Origin of the sequence: Clostridium sp. LIBA-8841 (genome assembly GCF_034439435.1) — a bacterium.
Taxonomy (GTDB): domain Bacteria; phylum Bacillota; class Clostridia; order Clostridiales; family Clostridiaceae; genus Sarcina.
The window spans coordinates 525,499-543,125 of the sequence record NZ_JAPCKJ010000003.1; the positions used below are offsets into that span (position 1 = coordinate 525,499).

At 26.4% G+C, this 17,627-nt stretch carries 13 protein-coding genes, 1 pseudogene and 1 other annotated feature; of the genes and pseudogenes, 3 read left to right on the forward strand and 11 right to left on the reverse strand.

Annotated elements, in window-relative coordinates; all coding sequences use genetic code 11:
• Positions 1 to 318: 318 nt before the first annotated feature.
• Entirely contained in the window at positions 319 to 1,317 is a 999-nt protein-coding gene (gene trpS, locus OIF33_RS10915; protein WP_322504277.1) for a tryptophan--tRNA ligase, read from the reverse strand.
• Between the two features lie 207 nt (positions 1,318 to 1,524).
• Positions 1,525 to 1,740: a binding site (T-box leader), on the reverse strand.
• Positions 1,741 to 2,163: 423 nt separating this feature from the next.
• Between trpS and brnQ the strand changes: the two genes are divergently transcribed.
• Both brnQ and OIF33_RS10925 read left to right on the forward strand, forming a co-directional pair.
• Positions 2,164 to 3,438 (forward strand): branched-chain amino acid transport system II carrier protein, encoded by a 1,275-nt coding sequence (gene brnQ, locus OIF33_RS10920; RefSeq protein ID WP_322504278.1) that lies wholly within the window; start codon positions 2,164 to 2,166, stop codon positions 3,436 to 3,438.
• 307 nt (positions 3,439 to 3,745) lie between these two features.
• Positions 3,746 to 4,750 carry an LCP family protein gene (locus OIF33_RS10925; RefSeq protein ID WP_322504279.1) on the forward strand — a complete coding sequence of 335 codons (1,005 nt, stop codon included), beginning with the start codon at positions 3,746 to 3,748 and terminating at the stop codon, positions 4,748 to 4,750.
• A gap of 163 nt (positions 4,751 to 4,913) precedes the next feature.
• On the opposite strand, the gene OIF33_RS10930 is transcribed toward OIF33_RS10925, so the two are convergent.
• The 3 genes and pseudogenes from OIF33_RS10930 to OIF33_RS17095 form a co-directional block, all read right to left on the reverse strand.
• Positions 4,914 to 5,810, reverse strand: a complete 897-nt coding sequence (locus tag OIF33_RS10930; RefSeq protein WP_322504280.1) for a beta-1,6-N-acetylglucosaminyltransferase — start codon at positions 5,808 to 5,810, stop codon at positions 4,914 to 4,916.
• A 75-nt stretch (positions 5,811 to 5,885) separates the two neighbouring features.
• The gene (locus OIF33_RS10935) at positions 5,886 to 8,249 is read right to left on the reverse strand and encodes an N-acetylmuramoyl-L-alanine amidase (RefSeq protein WP_416173356.1); all 2,364 of its coding nucleotides are present in this window, start codon (positions 8,247 to 8,249) and stop codon (positions 5,886 to 5,888) included.
• Positions 8,250 to 8,252: 3 nt separating this feature from the next.
• A pseudogene (locus OIF33_RS17095) lies at positions 8,253 to 9,020 on the reverse strand (glucosaminidase domain-containing protein); the annotation flags it as partial.
• Positions 9,021 to 9,555: 535 nt separating this feature from the next.
• Here OIF33_RS17095 and OIF33_RS10940 point away from each other — a divergent pair.
• On the forward strand, positions 9,556 to 10,695 hold the full coding sequence (locus OIF33_RS10940) for a glycosyltransferase (RefSeq protein ID WP_322504282.1): 1,140 nt from the start codon (positions 9,556 to 9,558) through the stop codon (positions 10,693 to 10,695).
• Positions 10,696 to 10,731: 36 nt separating this feature from the next.
• Here OIF33_RS10940 and OIF33_RS10945 read toward each other — a convergent pair whose 3' ends face one another.
• From OIF33_RS10945 to yidA, 7 genes are read right to left on the reverse strand one after another with little or no spacing between them, the layout of a single operon-like run.
• Complete coding sequence (locus tag OIF33_RS10945) at positions 10,732 to 12,027, reverse strand: lipopolysaccharide biosynthesis protein (RefSeq protein ID WP_322504283.1); 1,296 nt, start codon at positions 12,025 to 12,027, stop codon at positions 10,732 to 10,734.
• A gap of 58 nt (positions 12,028 to 12,085) precedes the next feature.
• On the reverse strand, positions 12,086 to 13,027 hold the full coding sequence (locus OIF33_RS10950; protein ID WP_322504284.1) for a glycosyltransferase: 942 nt from the start codon (positions 13,025 to 13,027) through the stop codon (positions 12,086 to 12,088).
• 14 nt (positions 13,028 to 13,041) lie between these two features.
• Positions 13,042 to 14,262 carry a hypothetical protein gene (locus OIF33_RS10955; RefSeq protein WP_322504285.1) on the reverse strand — a complete coding sequence of 407 codons (1,221 nt, stop codon included), beginning with the start codon at positions 14,260 to 14,262 and terminating at the stop codon, positions 13,042 to 13,044.
• 14 nt (positions 14,263 to 14,276) lie between these two features.
• Positions 14,277 to 15,356, reverse strand: a complete 1,080-nt coding sequence (locus tag OIF33_RS10960) for a glycosyltransferase (RefSeq protein WP_322504286.1) — start codon at positions 15,354 to 15,356, stop codon at positions 14,277 to 14,279.
• 3 nt (positions 15,357 to 15,359) lie between these two features.
• Positions 15,360 to 16,082: a WecB/TagA/CpsF family glycosyltransferase gene (locus OIF33_RS10965; protein WP_322504287.1), complete on the reverse strand. Its 723-nt coding sequence runs from the start codon at positions 16,080 to 16,082 to the stop codon at positions 15,360 to 15,362.
• 18 nt (positions 16,083 to 16,100) lie between these two features.
• A complete protein-coding gene (locus tag OIF33_RS10970) occupies positions 16,101 to 16,748 on the reverse strand; it encodes a sugar transferase (protein ID WP_322504324.1) in 648 nt (215 codons plus the stop codon).
• Between the two features lie 53 nt (positions 16,749 to 16,801).
• Positions 16,802 to 17,602: a sugar-phosphatase gene (gene yidA / locus OIF33_RS10975; protein WP_322504288.1), complete on the reverse strand. Its 801-nt coding sequence runs from the start codon at positions 17,600 to 17,602 to the stop codon at positions 16,802 to 16,804.
• Between the last annotated feature and the right edge of the window lie 25 nt (positions 17,603 to 17,627).

A 17,627-nucleotide genomic window follows, 5' to 3' on the forward strand; every position in this document is an offset into this window, starting at 1 on the left:
GTACAAAATTAAAAATTTGAACTTTCACTTAAAGCGAATCAAGCTTTTCAGCTTTAGATAAACTTAAGATCTATTTTCTTAATAAACAATAAAAAGCTCCATAAAGAAAGTTCGCTAGATATAAGCGAAGTAATACTTGCATAAGTGACTAGAATTTCATTTATTCTGTAATAAATATAATGTTAAAAATCTGAGACTGTTTGACCATCGGGGGTTTCGAAGCCTTAGTTATATTTATGGAAGAATGAATAGAAATTCTTCACGAAATTCAACAATTACTAAGCTATATCTAGCGAACTTTTACTTAATAGAGCTTTTCTATCTTGGAATTAATCCTATTTTCTTTTGCATTTTTCTAAGAGTTTTCATTGCAACATAGTTTGCTTTTTCTGCACCTTTTTTGTATATTTCCTCTAAAGCTTTCTTATCTCCTAATAAAGCTTTAACTTTTTCTTGAACTGGTGCTAGCTCTTCAACTATTGCCTCTCCAACATCCTTTTTAAAATCAGCATATCCTTTTCCATTATACATTTCAACAACCTCTTCTGGAGTATATCCTTTTATAGCACAAAGAATATTTATTAAGTTTTTAACTCCTGGTTGTTCATCAGTATAATTTACAACTCCAATGCTATCTGTTACAGCTCTTGAAATTTTCTTTCTTATAACATTAGGTTCATCCATTATTAATATGAAACCATTTGGATTAGCATCTGATTTAGACATTTTCTTACTTGGATCTTGTAAATCCATTATTTTTGCTCCCTCTTTTGGAACATATCCTTCTGGTATAGTAAATGTTGGGCTATAAGTATTATTAAATCTAGTAGCTATATCTCTAGCAAGTTCTAAATGTTGCATTTGATCCTTTCCAACTGGAACAAGGTCAGCATTATATAAAAGTATGTCTGCAGCCATAAGAACTGGATAGTTAAATAATCCTGCTCCTATTGAATCTCCCATTTTCTTTGATTTATCTTTATATTGAGTCATCCTGTTTAATTCACCCATGTATGAATTGCATGTTAAAAGCCATGAAGCTTCCGAATGAGCTGGTACATGTGATTGAATAAATAAAGTATTTTCTTCTGGATTTATACCTGAAGCTATATATATAGCTAAAACCTCTAAAGTTCTTCTTCTTAAGTCAGCTGGCAATTGTTTTACTGTTATTGCATGTAAGTCAACAACACAGAAATAGCAATCATATTCCTCTTGTAACTTAGTCCAATTTTTTATTGCTCCTAAGTAATTTCCTAATGTCAAATCTCCTGATGGTTTTATTCCACTAAAAATAACTTTTTTCTTATCTTCCATTATGACTCTGTCTTTTCACTAAAATTATATAATTGTATGAAGAGACAGATACACCTCCTTTATTTTAATTACTATATTATAAAAATTAACTTGTTTTTCTTAAGTAGCTTTCTTAATTAAATTCATGTCATTTAAAAATCTTGAACTTTAAATGTCTCATCTTATTTATTAACTAAGAAATAAAAAAGTCCTATAAGTCATTAAAACTTATAGGACGAATATATCGCGGTACCACCTAATATTACAAAGATAAAATCTTTGTATCTCTACCCTGTAACGTAAGGATTACGGTTTAGAATACTAAAAATTCCTCTAAACATCTCAAAGATCCATTCAACCTAATCATAACTATCATACTCTCAGCAATATATGATTCTCTGTAAGTCTGCTTTTAAGCTTACTAATTCTTTTCATAGATATTTTATATTAACTTTAATGTTATTTTATCATTTTTTTACTTTTAGTCAAGAATATTTATTTTTTCAATTATTGATAAGTTAAAAATTATATATGTTTATCTTTAAATCACATTAACACTAATTCAATGTTTTCTTTATTTTTTTATTAAATTATCAAATTTATAATCTTTTTATTTTATTTATAAAATATTTTTATTGATTTTATTTAACATTATGATAATATATTATTATAACTTTTATAAATAAAATTAAAAATCACATGAATAATAATAATGTAAATAAAGTAAAAAATATTGTTATAGAATCAAATTATATTTACTCATTTCTCATAAATTTTAAAAATTTCTATATAAACAATCTTAAACAAAGAACATTTTATGAGTTAAATATTTTATTGATTTGATTTTACAGAAAGATGAGGTGTGTTATGAATAACAAAAGATCAGATTTTTTAGTAATCGGCTTTGCATTATTTTCAATGTTTTTAGGTGCTGGTAACCTTATTTTCCCACCTTTTTTAGGAAGAAATTTAGGACCTGACTACTATTTAGGTATTATAGGATTTATAATAACTGGTGTTGGTGTTCCTCTACTTGGAATACTATCTTCAATGAGAGTTAACGGAAGATTTGAATTATTCGGAGATAAAGTTGGTAAGAAGTTCTCATTAATATATTCAATAGCATTGTTTATACTTATAGGACCATTATTAGCTATACCAAGAACAGCGGCTACTACATATGAATTGGCTTTTGCGCCTAACTTCCCTAACATAAATTACTTTGCAATAATAGTTGCTTATTTCTTAATAAACTTAATATTTGTATTAAAACCATCAAAGGTTATTGATGTTTTAGGTAAATTTTTAACACCTATATTATTAGCTATACTATTCTTCTTAATAGCTAAAGGTGTACTTAATCCTATAGATGCCTTAACTACATCATATACTCCAGATGCACTTCCAGTATCATTACTTGAAGGATATCAAACAATGGATGCTATTGCAGCTGTAATATTCTCTTCAATAATATTAGGTTCAATAAAATCTAAAGGATATACTGGAAAAGCAAGCTTTAAAATACTTATTAAAGCTGCAGCTATTGCAATCGGTGGGTTAGCAATAATTTACGGTGGATTAATATTCTTAGGTGCTCACACTGGGAACCAAGCTTTAGATTTATCAAAATCTCAATTATTACTTTTTATTGCTGAGAGTATTCTAGGACATGCAGGTGCAATATTAATCGGAATATCAATGGCATTAGCTTGCTTAACAACATCAATAGGATTACTTTCTGCTGGTGGAAGCTTCTTTGAAAGAGTTTCTAATGGTAAACTACCTTATAAATTTAATGTTATTTTAATGACTGTAACAAGTATACTAGTTGCCAGCATGGGATTAGATAAAATAATATCTTTATCAGGTACTTTACTTGGTATTATATACCCAGTAACAATAGTTCTTATATTATTAAACTTATTCCATAAGAGAATAACTAATCCACTTACTCATAAAGTTACTGTATATGTTACTTTAGTATTTAGTATATTAATAACATTAGCTGGTTTTATGCCTGGATTAGAAAACTTAGTTTCTCTACTTCCACTATACTCTAAGGGATTTGGTTGGTTATTACCTGCATTAGTAGGATTTATAATACCTAGCATTATTCCTAGCAGAAGAACTGCTACAGCTTAAAATATAAAAATTATAAAAACAAAAGAAATTAATGTATAAAATTTCTTTTGTTTTTTTATTTGGCTAATTAAAATAATCACTCATTTAAAACAGAGCTTTTTATTTATTATTGTACTTTTAAATTAATGTCGATTTTTAATTTTTGATTAGTATATTTAAACATAATTTTAATACTTTTCTATTTAATATTTTTATAAATAAATAGAATTATTTTATCAAAATTTCAACAATTTTATCCATAACTTTACAACTTATATAATAGAATGCTACAATTGTTTTGTAATTTAAAAAAGGGAGGATGCTTACATTGGCAAGAAATAATAATAAAAAAGGGAAATCCAAAAAGCCCGCTAAAAATCGTAAGTTAATAATAACACTTTCGATTATTGGTCTTTTGATAGTGGGTTTAGTAGGTGGAGCTGCTACCTATGGCTTAACGATGCTTAACAAAATGAATAAAGTTGATTTAAACGAAGAAAATTTAGGAATTAATAAGGATATTGATGAAAAGCTTTCTAAATATGATGGAATAACAAACATAGCCTTATTTGGAGTTGATGCTACTGAAGGAAATACTGGCAGATCTGATGCTATAATGATTGCTACAATTGATAAAGTACATAAAAAACTTAAATTAACTTCAATAATGAGAGATTCTTATGTAGAAATTCAAGGACATGGAAAAGATAAAATAAACCATGCTTATGCTTTTGGTGGTCATGAGTTAGCTTTAAAAACTTTAAATGAAAACTTTGATTTAAATATTAAAGATTTTGCTACAGTTAACTTCTCATCATTACCTAAAATAATAGATGCTGTTGGTGGAATCGAGTTAGATATAAGATCTGATGAACTTCAATATATAAATAATTATATAAATGAACTTAATACTTTAAATAAAACAAATTCACCTAATATAACTTCAGCTGGTACTCAGCATGTAGATGGAACTCAAGCATTAGCTTACTGTAGAATAAGATATACTTCTGGTGGAGATGGAGAAAGAACTGAAAGACAAAGAATAGTTTTAAGTAAACTATTTGAAAAATTCACTAAAGTTTCTCCAACTAAATATCCATCGATATTAAATGAACTTATGCCTATGGTAACTACTAACCTTTCATCTAGTGATATTTTAAGTCTTGCAACAACTGTTGCTTCTATGGGAGGATCTGGCTTAGAACAAGAAAGATTCCCTAAAGATAATTATTCAAAGGGTGAGATGATAAAAGGAGTTTATTACTTAACTTTTGACAAAGATGCTACAGTTAAGCAAATACATGATTATATCTTTGAAGATATAAAAAGCTAATAAAAAATAAACATTAGCTTTGTATTATATACAAAGCTAATGTTCTAAAATAATAGATAGTTTTACCTTTGTATCAAACTACCTAATTTCCACAAATGGCATAAGATAACTTATATTCTTGTTAATATCTATATAATTACTTTAATCATTATAGTAATTAATTTTATTTGCTTTTGGAGTTTAAATAATTAAAAACATCAGTTACTATATCTTTATCCACAGTAGAACTAAATTTTCTTGCAAATAGTCTACCAGAACCTATTAATTCATTAAAATCTTCTTTTCTAAATACGTAAGGATTTCCTCTCTTCCAATCTATATATCTCATACAAGATTTATAATTGTTTTCTCCTTTTAAATAGACATTCTCATAAAAACTTGAATTATAAACTATAGTTTGTAAAAACAATTCATCTGAACATGTAGAAAACTTAAAACTTTTCTTTGCCCATTCTTCTTTACTAACAACATATTGAGCTAAATCATCTGTAATACTAAACCATTGTGCACCAAAAGAAATTTTAATGTTATCATCCCATTTTCTTTCAAACTTAGTTGCTTTTTGTATCCTACCAATTACTTTATTAAAATTTCTTATCCCATATCCAAGTAATTTATTTGATGACTTGTAATATTTCATAAAGTGATAATTTTTCACTCTATTTTCAACAGATTTTGCTTCTTCATCACTACAAAAATGTATAAATTCTTTTCCTTTATTTTCTTCAAAAAATTCATGTATTTCATCTTGAGTTTTTAGGGGTAAATCTACTCCTGAAATTAAATGATAATATGAATATCCCTTTTTAGTTGCTGCTTTTAATAAAACTAATTCACATTCAACTTGAGTTGGTGCTCCCCATCTAACATCTTTTCTTTCAACGAACTCTATATTAGAATTTTTAACTAAATTTTTGAAATAATCAAATGGAAAATCCTTAACCTTTTTATCTATATGTAAATATAGATCATTTCTTTCATCATCTAATAATCTAATCAACTTTTCTAAAATTTCAAATTCATTATGTGCAATAATCATATATGCATGTTTTTTTTTCATTCGTCTTCCTCCATAAACCTAAAATATTACTAGGAATACGAAATATATTCCTAGTAATATCCAAATTTCAATTTATTACCCTATAACTTGTTTAACTGACTTTGCAATTGATTCTGCTATTTTTTGTTGATTTTTAGGATCTGCAGCTTTCTTAGCTTCATCTGGATTGGTAATAAATCCATTTTCAACTAATACTGCTGGCATATTAGTTCTCTTAGTAACACCTAAGTTTCTATCATGCTCTTTTCTATTAGAATAATTAACATCTGATGATAAATTATTTACTATAGTTTTAGCTAAGTCCTTTCCAACTAAAGCTTCTTTTGTTGGAGTTAAATCAACACTTAAATCATACCAATCATACCCATTAGGATCTTTTCCTGGAACTATATCTGTATTATCTAATCCGGATTTCCAACTACTATAAAATGTTGTTACTCCTTTAGCCATAATACTAGAAGATGAGTCATGATGTATACTGATGAATGCAGAAGCATTTAGTCCATTTGCCAAATCTACTCTTTTAGCAATACTTGTACTTAAATCATCCATAGGTCTCTCAAATAATTGTCTTGTTAATATAACAGAATATCCTTGCTTTTCAAGCTCATTTCTTAATTTATCAGCAATAAACATATCTAATTCTGTTTCACTATATTTTACACCATCAATAGTTGACTCTGCTCCATAGTCACCACCATAATTATGTCCTGGATCTACTACAATTAATTTTCTAGAAATATCTGTTGCTACACCATTCTCGTCAATTTCTTTTCCATCTATTGTAGTGTTTTTTGCCATAATTCCACTTTCAGGATAGAAGTAATATTCTTTTCCTTCAATAATTTGCCAACCTATTTGCATTCTTCCTAAATCATTAAAGTAATATTTATCACCGTTTATTTCTGTCCACCCTTTACTCATTACTCCATCATTGGTAAAGTAGAATGTATTTCCACCTAATTCCTTAAATCCTGTTGCCATTTCTCCATTATTTATATCTAGATAATAACTCTTATCTCCAATATCTTTCCAACCTCTATGCATTTTTCCATCGGCATTGAAATAATATTTATTATTATCTATAGTCATCCAACCTGTTTGCATTTTACCTTCAGCATTGAAATAATATTTTTCAACACCTATAGTTACCCATCCTGTTTCCATTCTTCCTAAATCATTAAAATAATAAGTATTTCCATCTATTTTAACAAGTCCCTTACTCATTACTCCATCATTAGTAAAGTAGAATGTTTTTCCTCCTAATACTTTAAAGCCTGTTGCCATTTCTCCATTATTTATATCTAGATAATAACTCTTATCTCCAATGTCTTTCCATCCCTTATGCATTTTTCCATCAGCATTGAAATAATATTTATTATTATTAGTAGTTATCCAACCTACTTGCATTCTTCCTAAATCATTAAAGTAATAAGTATTTCCATCTATATCTACTAATCCTTTACTCATTACTCCATCATTAGTAAAGTAGAATGTTTTTCCACCTAATTCTTTAAAGCCTGTTGCCATTACTCCATTTTCATCAAAATAATAGCTCTTATTATCTAAATCTAGCCATCCAATGTGCATTCTTCCATCTTCATTGAAATAATATCTTTTACTGCCCATATCAAGCCATCCACTTCTCATAGCTCCATCAGCATTAAAATAATATAAATTACCATCAATTTTTTTCCAACCTACTTGAAGTGTACCATCTTCATTTAAATAATATTTTTTTCCATTATCTTCAAACCAACCGTGAGTAATCATTTCTCCATCATTATTAAAGTAATAAGTTTTTCCATCAATGACAAGTTTACCTTTTTGCATAACACCTTTTTCATTGAAATAATATTTTTTTCCATCAAAATCTAAGAAACCTTTGTGAGCTTTTCCATCTTCATTGAAATAATATTTATTATTTCCTGAAGTTATCCAACCTGTTTCTCTTCTTCCTAAATCATTAAAGTAATAAGTTTCACCATCAACTTCTACTATTCCTTTACTCATTACTCCATCATTAGTAAAATAGAATGTTTTCCCTCCTAGTACTTTAAATCCAGTTGCCATTTCTCCAGTATTAACATCTAAATAATAGCTCTTATCTCCTAAATCTATCCATCCCTTATGCATTCTTCCTAAGTCATTAAAGTAATAAGTTTTTCCATCTATTTCTGTAAAGCCTTTACTCATTACTCCATCATTAGTAAAGTAGAATGTATTTCCACCTAATACCTTTAATCCAATTGCCATTTCTCCAGTATTAACATCTAAATAATAGCTCTTATCTCCTAAATCTATCCATCCTTTATGCATTCTTCCTAAGTCATTAAAGTAATAAGTTTTTCCATCTATTTCTGTAAAGCCTTTACTCATTACTCCATCATTAGTAAAGTAGAATGTATTTCCACCTAATACCTTTAATCCAGTCGCCATTTCTCCAGTATTAACATCTAAATAATAACTCTTATCTCCAATGTCTTTCCAACCTTTATGCATTTTTCCGTCTTCATTGAAGTAATATCTATTTCCTTTTATATCAATAAACCCAGCTTGTCTAATTCCATTTTCATCAAAATAATAAGTATAACCATCAATATCCTTTAATCCAGTTACTTTTTTATCATTTTCATAGTAATACCAGTTATTATTTTCTTGAATCCATCCATTCTTAACTTCATCAGCTTTAGCTGCCATTTCATTATATAAATTTAAAACTTCTAATCCATAAGATGGATTTGGTGCCCAAGCTCCACCTAATTCTTCTACAGTCTTAGCTTTTCCACAAATACTATCAAAATGTCTTGGATCATATGTATCCTTTCTTGGATATCCATTCGCACCAGCATATAAAGCTAAATGATCTAGATGAGCTTGTACACCTTGATCCCAGTTTTCAAATCTGAAATGAGCATTTGGATCATTATCCTCTCCACCTTGTCTTGTTTTTAATCCACAAGGATTATGATAAGTTGCATCTATTACTCCACCAAACTTACCATAACCAGTCTCCTTCGCTGATTGTGCATAAGCTACTGCTGGATTTACTCCGCCATGATCTTTAGCATATTTCCAATATAAACTTGCTAATCCTATAAACTCATCTGTAGCACCTTTTGATTTTGCCCATTCTTCTGCTATTTTTTGAGTTACTTTTGTATCAGAAATAATGTTTTCATTAGCTACATTTTGAACTGCAAACATCATAACTCCATTATTTGGTGATTCAGTTTCAAATTTATCATATAAATTCTTATCTTTATTTATGTCAATTTCATCTTTACTTATGTCATCTTGATTGTTTTCTAGATTTTTAGAATCTTTTTCTTTAGCTGTACCTTCATTAGAATCTTTAGAAGTGTCATCTTTTTTCTCAGTAATAACTGTATCCTTTTGGTTTGAATTAACCTCACTAGCTTGTACACTTAAATTCCCTACTAAACTAGTACTTAATGCTATTGCAACAATTAGCGCTATTCTTTTCATATAAATCCTCTCTATCTATAAATTTCTATTTTACCGTATATTAACACAATAATCTTATCATATTACCCATTAATTTTCAAAAATATTTAATGCAAAAACAATTTTTTTTAAATTTGTTAAAATATAAGAGTTTTTACTTAACTTTATTATCAATTTTTTAACAAAAATTGATAATAAAATCATTTCATACTTTTAATTTTTTCACTTTATAGTATAATAAATATGTAAAATTATATATAAAATTAAGGAGTTTTAAATGAAAATTTTATTTATACCATGGACATTTAGTAATGGTGGTGGTTCTGAAAAAATACTTTCCAACTTGTTAAATGCCTTAAAAAATTATAACTTTGATATAAGTTTATTTGAAATAGAAAAAGGTCATCATAACTTTGATACTAATAGTACTTTATTTAAATACCTAGGTTTTTTATTTAAAAACACACATCTTGAAAATTCTATTCCTTATAAAATAAAAAGAAAGTTTTTATTCTTTTTACTAGAAAATTTTCCTTCATTTATTAAAAAATTTTATATAAAAGAAGATTTTGATATAGTAATATCCTTCAATTACTTATACCCTAGTTTTGTAGCCTCTACTTTTAAAGGAAAAAAATTAATGTGGTTTCATGAGTTTATAGAAAACCTAGACTATTCTAAATTTAGCGGTAAAGAAAAATTTAAAATGAAACATTTATATAAAAATCAAAAAAAAGCTTTGAAGGAAGCAGATTACATAATTTCGATTTCTGAAAAAACTGAATCTATGATAAAAACTATATATCCAGAGTTTTCAAATAAAACGGTTAAGATATTTAATGGATATAATTTTGATGAAATCATAAAAAAATCTGATGAAACTTCTATTGATCCAATAGATATAATAGCTATAGGACGTTTAGATGAAAATAAGAATTTTTCATTACTTATAAATTCAATAAAAGAGGTAAAAAAGAGTCTTCCTAATATAAAAGTTAAAATTTTAGGCGAAGGAAATGAACGCGAATTACTAACTAACTTAATAAAAGAAAATTCCCTTCAAAATAATATAGAATTACTTGGATATACAAATAATCCTTATCCATATATAAAGTCAGCATCTATATTAGCTTTAACATCTAAGAAAGAAGCTTTCCCCACTGTAATTGTAGAAGCAATGTCATTAAATTGTCCTTTTGTTTCTACTAATGTTGGGGGAGTCAAGGAATTAAGTAATGATGGAAGATGTGGTAAAGTTATTTCTACTGAAGAGGATTTAGCTAAAACTTTAACACTATTATTAACTAATAGAGATTTATTAAATGACATGAAAAAAAATTGTAGTGAATATGTATCTAAATATTCATTAGAAAATCAAGCTACTGAATTAAATAAACTAATCTCTTCTCTACTTTAACAAAAAAGCTACTAGTAAAAACTAGTAGCTTTTTTGTTATATTTTTTCTCTATAATTATTTTTTCTCATAATTACTAGCTTAAACATAACAACTACAAAGGCTTGTAAACTTAAAGCTAATATTACTCCATTTAATCCAAAAGTATTTACTAAGAAATAAATTGCAACTAAATATACGGCATTAACACCTAATAAAATAGGAATTGTATATTTTATATAATTTAATGCTATAAACAAACTATGTACTCCTACAGTTCCATTTATAAATACAACAAATATTAAATAAAACATTAATGAGAATACATAATCATCATAATTTGGAATAAAGAATCCTAACCATAATTCATGAGTAAAATAAGCTAAAACTATTATTACAGTTCCTAAAGCAAAAATTGAATACATAAGCTTATCATTCATTTTTTTAGCACTTTTATAATTTTTCTTAGCTATTCTTTCGTTCATTTCAGGGTAAATTATTTGTCCTAGTGGTGAACCTAATTTACCAATAATTGAACCTATTTTCTCAAAAACTTTATATATAGATATTTGTGAATAACCTAAATATTTATTTATTATTACAGTTGTAAGAGTTCCTACTGGTATATCTATGGTTGATGATATATTACTATAAAAATTAAACATAAAGAATCCCTTATCTATATTTAACTTTCTTTTATAGAAATCTGTTAATTTTTTCTCTTTTAATGCTTTGTAAGCCAAATAGTTTATTAATACATTTGGAAGTATAAATAATATTACCTCTGAATAAAAATAATAATTGAAATTAAATCCGCCTACTATTCCTATTAAATATAATATTAATCTTGCAATAGCTACTAAAACATTACTATAGGTTATATAATTAAACTTGTTAAATGTTCTTAATATACCAATTGGTGTTCCTTGTATTTGGAATATTGATGCCCATATAAATATTTTTGCATAAAAGATCATATGACTATTCCAATCCATAAATCTTCCATACATATTTAAGAATACAAAACTAAAAAATGTTGCTAATATTACAGCAATTATATCAAGTGCATATGACTGATATATATAATCCTTAACCTTCTCATTATCTTTACGCTCAAATGCTACTGCAACATACTTTATTAGAGCTTGGAAAGATTTAAATCCAAAAATATTATTTAATAATAGACAATATGTTTGAATTGATAATATCATACCATTAAATTCTAACCCAATAGCTTTTATGATTATCATCATACTAAGCATTCCAATTAATGATACAACACCCTCTCCAGTTAGCAAGACAATAAAATTGTTTAAGAATTTATTATTTTTAAAACTATTAATTAAATTCTTCATTAATTATCCTCTATATTATAATAAAATTATTTCACTTTATATTTTTCATTAATAACTCTTATTTAAATAATATTTTTACAGCTACTTTATTTTTATACCAAGTAAAATATTTAGGCGAAATTATACTTATTAATAAAACATAAAAACCTTTTGAAACCTTATTGTTATTTTTTCCTAGGTCTAAAGCCTTTTTATGTAATTCATAAGCTTTCTTATTCCAACTTGAATCATCTTTAAGTAACAACCTATCTAATTCTTTTAAATTTAAATTATATAAAGTATTATCCTTCAAGTGCTTCTTATAAGTTTTTTGTAAAAACTGAGTTGTTGTAATCTGATAATCTTTCTTACTTATTGAAATTCCAGTATCTCTTAACCTATACTTTAATAATTTTTTATCTAAATTACACACCTTTTTCCCATTAACAACAAACTTTATTATTAATTCATAATCCTCTGCATACAATGCTTTGTCATATCCACCTAACTCTTTAACTGTATCAGTCTTATAAATAATAGTTGGATGAGCAAATGGGTTATCATATTTTAAATATTTTTTTATATCTTCATAGCTACAAACTCTATTATCTTCTAAAAGAATTTCATTTCCAATATCGTCTATATACTGAACTTTCGTTCCGATAAGCTCATATTCTGGATTATTAATTATAAAATTCATTTGTTCTTCTAATCTAGTGTTAATTGCTATATCATCTGAATCCATTCTTGCAATGTACTCACCACTTGAAAGGCTTATAGCTTTATTTAAAGTATCTATTAATCCTAAATTTTTCTCATTTACATAAAATTTTATTCTATCATCATTTTTAGAATATTCTTCTATTACTGATTTTAATTTTTTATTCTCTGGATTATCTAGTATTATTACAAACTCTAAGTTTTTATATGTTTGATTTAATATTGACTCAATACTTTCACGAACCCATATTTCTTCTTCATTATAAACACCCATTATTACTGAAATTTTAACTGAATTCACCCTATGCAGCCTCCCTATTTATAAAATATATTTTCAGTTCTATTATTTTTTATAGATTCTGCAATCCATAAAGCATTTATAAACCAAAAAATATAAGTCATTTCAGCTGCTATAGTATAATCTATACATCCACCAGCAATAAATAATATATTGGCAACTAAATATTCTATTCTTCTATTTCTATAATATATAAATAACATTGCTAATATTAATGCTACAAATAAAATACAACCAATAATTCCTCTTTCAATTAATTCATTTATGAAAATATTATGTCCATTTGTAAATGGGAAATCCAAATTAGGATTTGTCATAAGAAAATCACTTCCCATAGATACATTTCCCATAGGATCTGAGCCTATTTGATGCATTGCACTTTGCCAAATATATAATCTAGACCCTAAAGTAAATATGTTTCTTTTCATACTTACAATCCAAATACCCACAACCCCTATTATAGGTACGCCTACCATAGTTAATATTTTTAACCATCTGAATCTACAGAATAAACTTAATATCATATCTTTTAATATAAATATTAATGCTAGTCCTCCTATTGCAATAGATGTAATAGAACTTGATAGTATCAAGTTTATGTAAAGTAATATTATTGTAAAAATCTTCATTTTCTTATTTACAAACTTATTATAGTTAACAAAGAATATACCTATTAAGCAGTAAAGAGCATATCTACTTTTATGTGAAGTCAGCCATGATAATCTAATCTCATGATCCCACATAAGATAGGTTTTTGTTGGTGTTAAATATATTCCATGTTCAAAAGATAAATCTATTTTACTATACCCTAGAATAACCATAACAATTGCTGCTATTGCTGTTATTAAAAATATATAAAAAATAAATTTATTTAATTTCTCTATTATGTAATCACTATTAACAAAATCATAAATTAAAAATAACATAGTTATAAATGGAATTACTATATTTGCAGAATAAACTATTGCACTAGGCATTTTTACTAAAGTAAGTACTAAAACATATATCGCATATATAGCAGTTATGTAATAAAAAGGCTTCAAATCTCTATTTTTATCTAAGAATCCTCTTATGCTCCCTAATATTCTTATTCTATAAAGTATAAATAATCCTGAAATAAGTGTTACAAAATAAAAATAATTAAAATTATCTAGAACAATTACTTTTATTAAAACTAAAGCGAATAAATATAATACTATTATGGGTATTAAATTGTATTTTTCATTTTTCAAATTCATATAAACATCCTCCACTATTGTAAACTTTTATATAATTCACAATAAGAATTTATAAACTTACTAATTTCATATTTGTTAATAAAATCTATTTCTGCTTGTTTTGCTCTTAATTTAATTTCCTCTTCATTTTGCATACAGAATTTAATTTTATTTTTAATTTCATTAGCATCATTTCTCTTCATTGGTATTCCATTTTTTTCATTAATGACTCCAGCAATTCCTCCTATTTGGTGAGCAATTATAGGAACATCATAACTCATAGTCTCTAATAGTGTTATAGGTAACCCTTCCATATCAGAATGTATTATTAAACAGTTACTTTCATCTAAAACATCCCTAACATCATCTATAAAGCCATAAAACTTTATTTCATTTGTCATATTATTTTCATTTGCAAATTCTTTTAACTCTTTTTCTAATTCTCCATTTCCTGCTATTACACACTTAAACTTAACATTTTCTTTTTTTAATTCTATTAAAGCATCTATTAATTTTTTATGTGCTTTTACTGGAGTTAGTCTACCTATTGTACTTATTGTAAAAACATCATTTAAATTTTTTTTTCTTTTTTCTAAAGGCTTTATTCCATTTATAATAGTATCAATCTTTTTCGAATCTACTTTCATTTCATTAATAAAAAAATCACTTAAAGCATCAGAAACAACTATATATTTACTATTATATTTTAATAATACTTTTTGAAGAAAACAGTATATTTTCCCTTTCAATTCATTTGTAGTATCAAAATCAGCCCTACTATGAATAGTAGTAACTAATTTACGCTTAGTCATCTTAGCTAATAAAACTCCAAAAATTTCAGAGGTAACTCCATGAGCATGAATTATATCTATTTTATTATTTTCTATATACTTTTTCACTTCAAATAAACTCTTTAAAATTTTCTTTTTATCATTTTCAATAAATACACAATTTTGCTTATTATCTTTAGATTCTATCACCTCAAAAAATTTAGTATCCTTCAAAGCTACTAAATGCATATTTATATCTGAATAATTATAAAAAAACAAATTCTCTATTACTTTTTCAGCGCCACCATAATCTCTACCTAAATCAATCGTTAAAACATTTATCATTAATTACCTCTTCATTTCATCCATAAAATGTTTTATAAATTTAGGATACTTAACAAAATATCTAGAAAACAGTCTTGTAGGTTCTTTCATAAATCTGTAGAACCATTCCATACCTATTTTCTGAACAAATTTCGGAGCTCTTTCAATTTCTTCTGAATATATTTTTAATGCTCCTCCAATAGCTATCGCAATATTTACATTAAGTTTTTCTATATTTTCAGTAATCCAAATTTCCTGTTTAGGAGATCCCATACCAACAAAAAGTATATTAGAATTTGTTTCATTTATTTTTTTCACTATTTCATCATTATCTTCTTCACTAAAATAACCATTATTATAACTTACAGATTTTATGCCATTAAAATCTCTTTTAATATTATCTGTTAACTTTGTCAATGTTTCATCTGTAGCACCTAAAAAGAAGATATTTAAACTCTTTTTATCAGCTATCTTTAATAATTCATCCATTAAATCAACACCAGTTATTTTGTATATTGGAGTTTTTTTTGCTTTTGCAGTAGCAACAACTGGCCATCCATCCGCAATTATATACTCAGCCTTACTGTATTTGTCAAAAACATTATTATTTGCTTTTATATTAATTATGTGATCTACATTAGGCGTATATATTCTTACCTTTTTATTCTCATCTATATCCTTTTCTAATTCTATCTTTATATCTTCTAAATTCTTATCATAAAAATCTAGATTGAAAATCTTAACCATCAATTACTCTCCTTAAAATTAACTAGCATTTTCATCTCCAAATAGTACGAAAAATGTTTTAAATATAAGTTTCATATCTAAACTTAGACATCTTTCATGTACATATTTAACATCTAGTTTCATCCAATCTTCAAATCCAATTGAATTTCTCCCCATAACTTGCCAATAACATGTTATTCCCGGCTTAACAGTAAGTCTTTCCATCATCCAAGGTTCAAACTCAACAACCTCTTTTGGCAAGCTTGGTCTTGGTCCAACTAAAGTCATCTCTCCTTTTAGGACATTTATTAATTGAGGTAACTCATCAATACTTGTTTTTCTTATGAATTTTCCTATCTTAGTTATTCTAGGATCATTTTTCATCTTAAACATAGGACCAGACATTTCATTCTGTTCTTTTAATCTCTCTTTAATCTCTTCTGCATTTACTACCATTGATCTAAACTTGTACATATTGAAAGTTTTACCATTTAAACCAACTCTTTCTTGAGAAAAAAAGATTGGCCCTTTAGAATCCAATTTTATTAAAATTGATACTATTATAAATATTGGACTTAATATTATTAATCCTAAAGCTGAAGCTAATATATCTATAAGTCTCTTTATAAATAAATATCCTATTTTATCTTCTTTAACTTTATTTTCCAACTCTTCTTTGGCAAAAATATTTTTTTCAACCAAAACTAGCACTCTCCTCAAATTTTATTTTTCACTTTTAATTAAAGAACAAACTTTTCGAAAACGAAAGCTACCCCATCTTCCTCGTTACTCTTAGTAACAAAGTCAGCCTTTTCTTTTACTTCATCAAAAGCATTTCCCATGGCAACTCCAAGCCCAGCATATTCTATCATATGAAGATCATTACCAGCATCTCCAATTGCTATAACTTCTTCTCTTTTTATATCTAAACTCTCAGCAAGTGACTTAACACCTTCACCCTTATGACAAGTTTTACTTAAAAACTCTAAGAAATATGGAGCACTTCTTACTACAGTATATTTTTCATATACCTCTTTTGGTAACTTTTTAATTCCAGCCTCTAAAATTTCTGGTTCATCAATCATCATTATTTTTATTATTTCTTCATCTTCCTTGACATCATTATAATTGGTTTCATAAACATCTATTCCATTTATTCTACCTTCTAATTCCGTATATTTATTCATTTTAGGAGTTATACAGCCATCTTTAGAAAAAGCATGTATATTAACTCCAACGTTTTTGCTTATTTCATGTAAATATTTTAAATCGTTTCCTCTTAAAGTATCTCTACAAATTACTCTATCCGGACCAATCTCTTTAACTATAGCTCCATTAAAAGTTAAAACATATTCATCATTGTGATATAAGTCTAATTCTTCTAAATATCTTTTAACTCCATCAACTGGTCTTCCTGTTGCTAAAACAACCTTAACATTTTTTTCTCTAGCTTTTTTTATAGCATCCTTAGTTCTTTCAGATATAGTTTTATCTTCTCTTAATAAAGTCCCATCCATATCTATCGCTACTAATTTATACATTAAATTCACCTCTTAAATATATTAA

Coding starts and splice junctions, on each gene's coding strand:
- trpS (WP_322504277.1), bottom strand. CDS start 1,317: ATGGAAGATAAGAAAAAAGTTATTTTTAGTGGAATAAAACCATCAGGA.
- brnQ (WP_322504278.1), top strand. CDS start 2,164: ATGAATAACAAAAGATCAGATTTTTTAGTAATCGGCTTTGCATTATTT.
- OIF33_RS10930 (WP_322504280.1), bottom strand. CDS start 5,810: ATGAAAAAAAAACATGCATATATGATTATTGCACATAATGAATTTGAA.
- OIF33_RS10935 (WP_416173356.1), bottom strand. CDS start 8,249: ATGGCGACTGGATTAAAGGTATTAGGTGGAAATACATTCTACTTTACT.
- OIF33_RS10940 (WP_322504282.1), top strand. CDS start 9,556: ATGAAAATTTTATTTATACCATGGACATTTAGTAATGGTGGTGGTTCT.
- OIF33_RS10945 (WP_322504283.1), bottom strand. CDS start 12,027: ATGAAGAATTTAATTAATAGTTTTAAAAATAATAAATTCTTAAACAAT.
- OIF33_RS10955 (WP_322504285.1), bottom strand. CDS start 14,262: ATGAATTTGAAAAATGAAAAATACAATTTAATACCCATAATAGTATTA.
- OIF33_RS10960 (WP_322504286.1), bottom strand. CDS start 15,356: ATGATAAATGTTTTAACGATTGATTTAGGTAGAGATTATGGTGGCGCT.
- OIF33_RS10965 (WP_322504287.1), bottom strand. CDS start 16,082: ATGGTTAAGATTTTCAATCTAGATTTTTATGATAAGAATTTAGAAGAT.
- yidA (WP_322504288.1), bottom strand. CDS start 17,602: ATGTATAAATTAGTAGCGATAGATATGGATGGGACTTTATTAAGAGAA.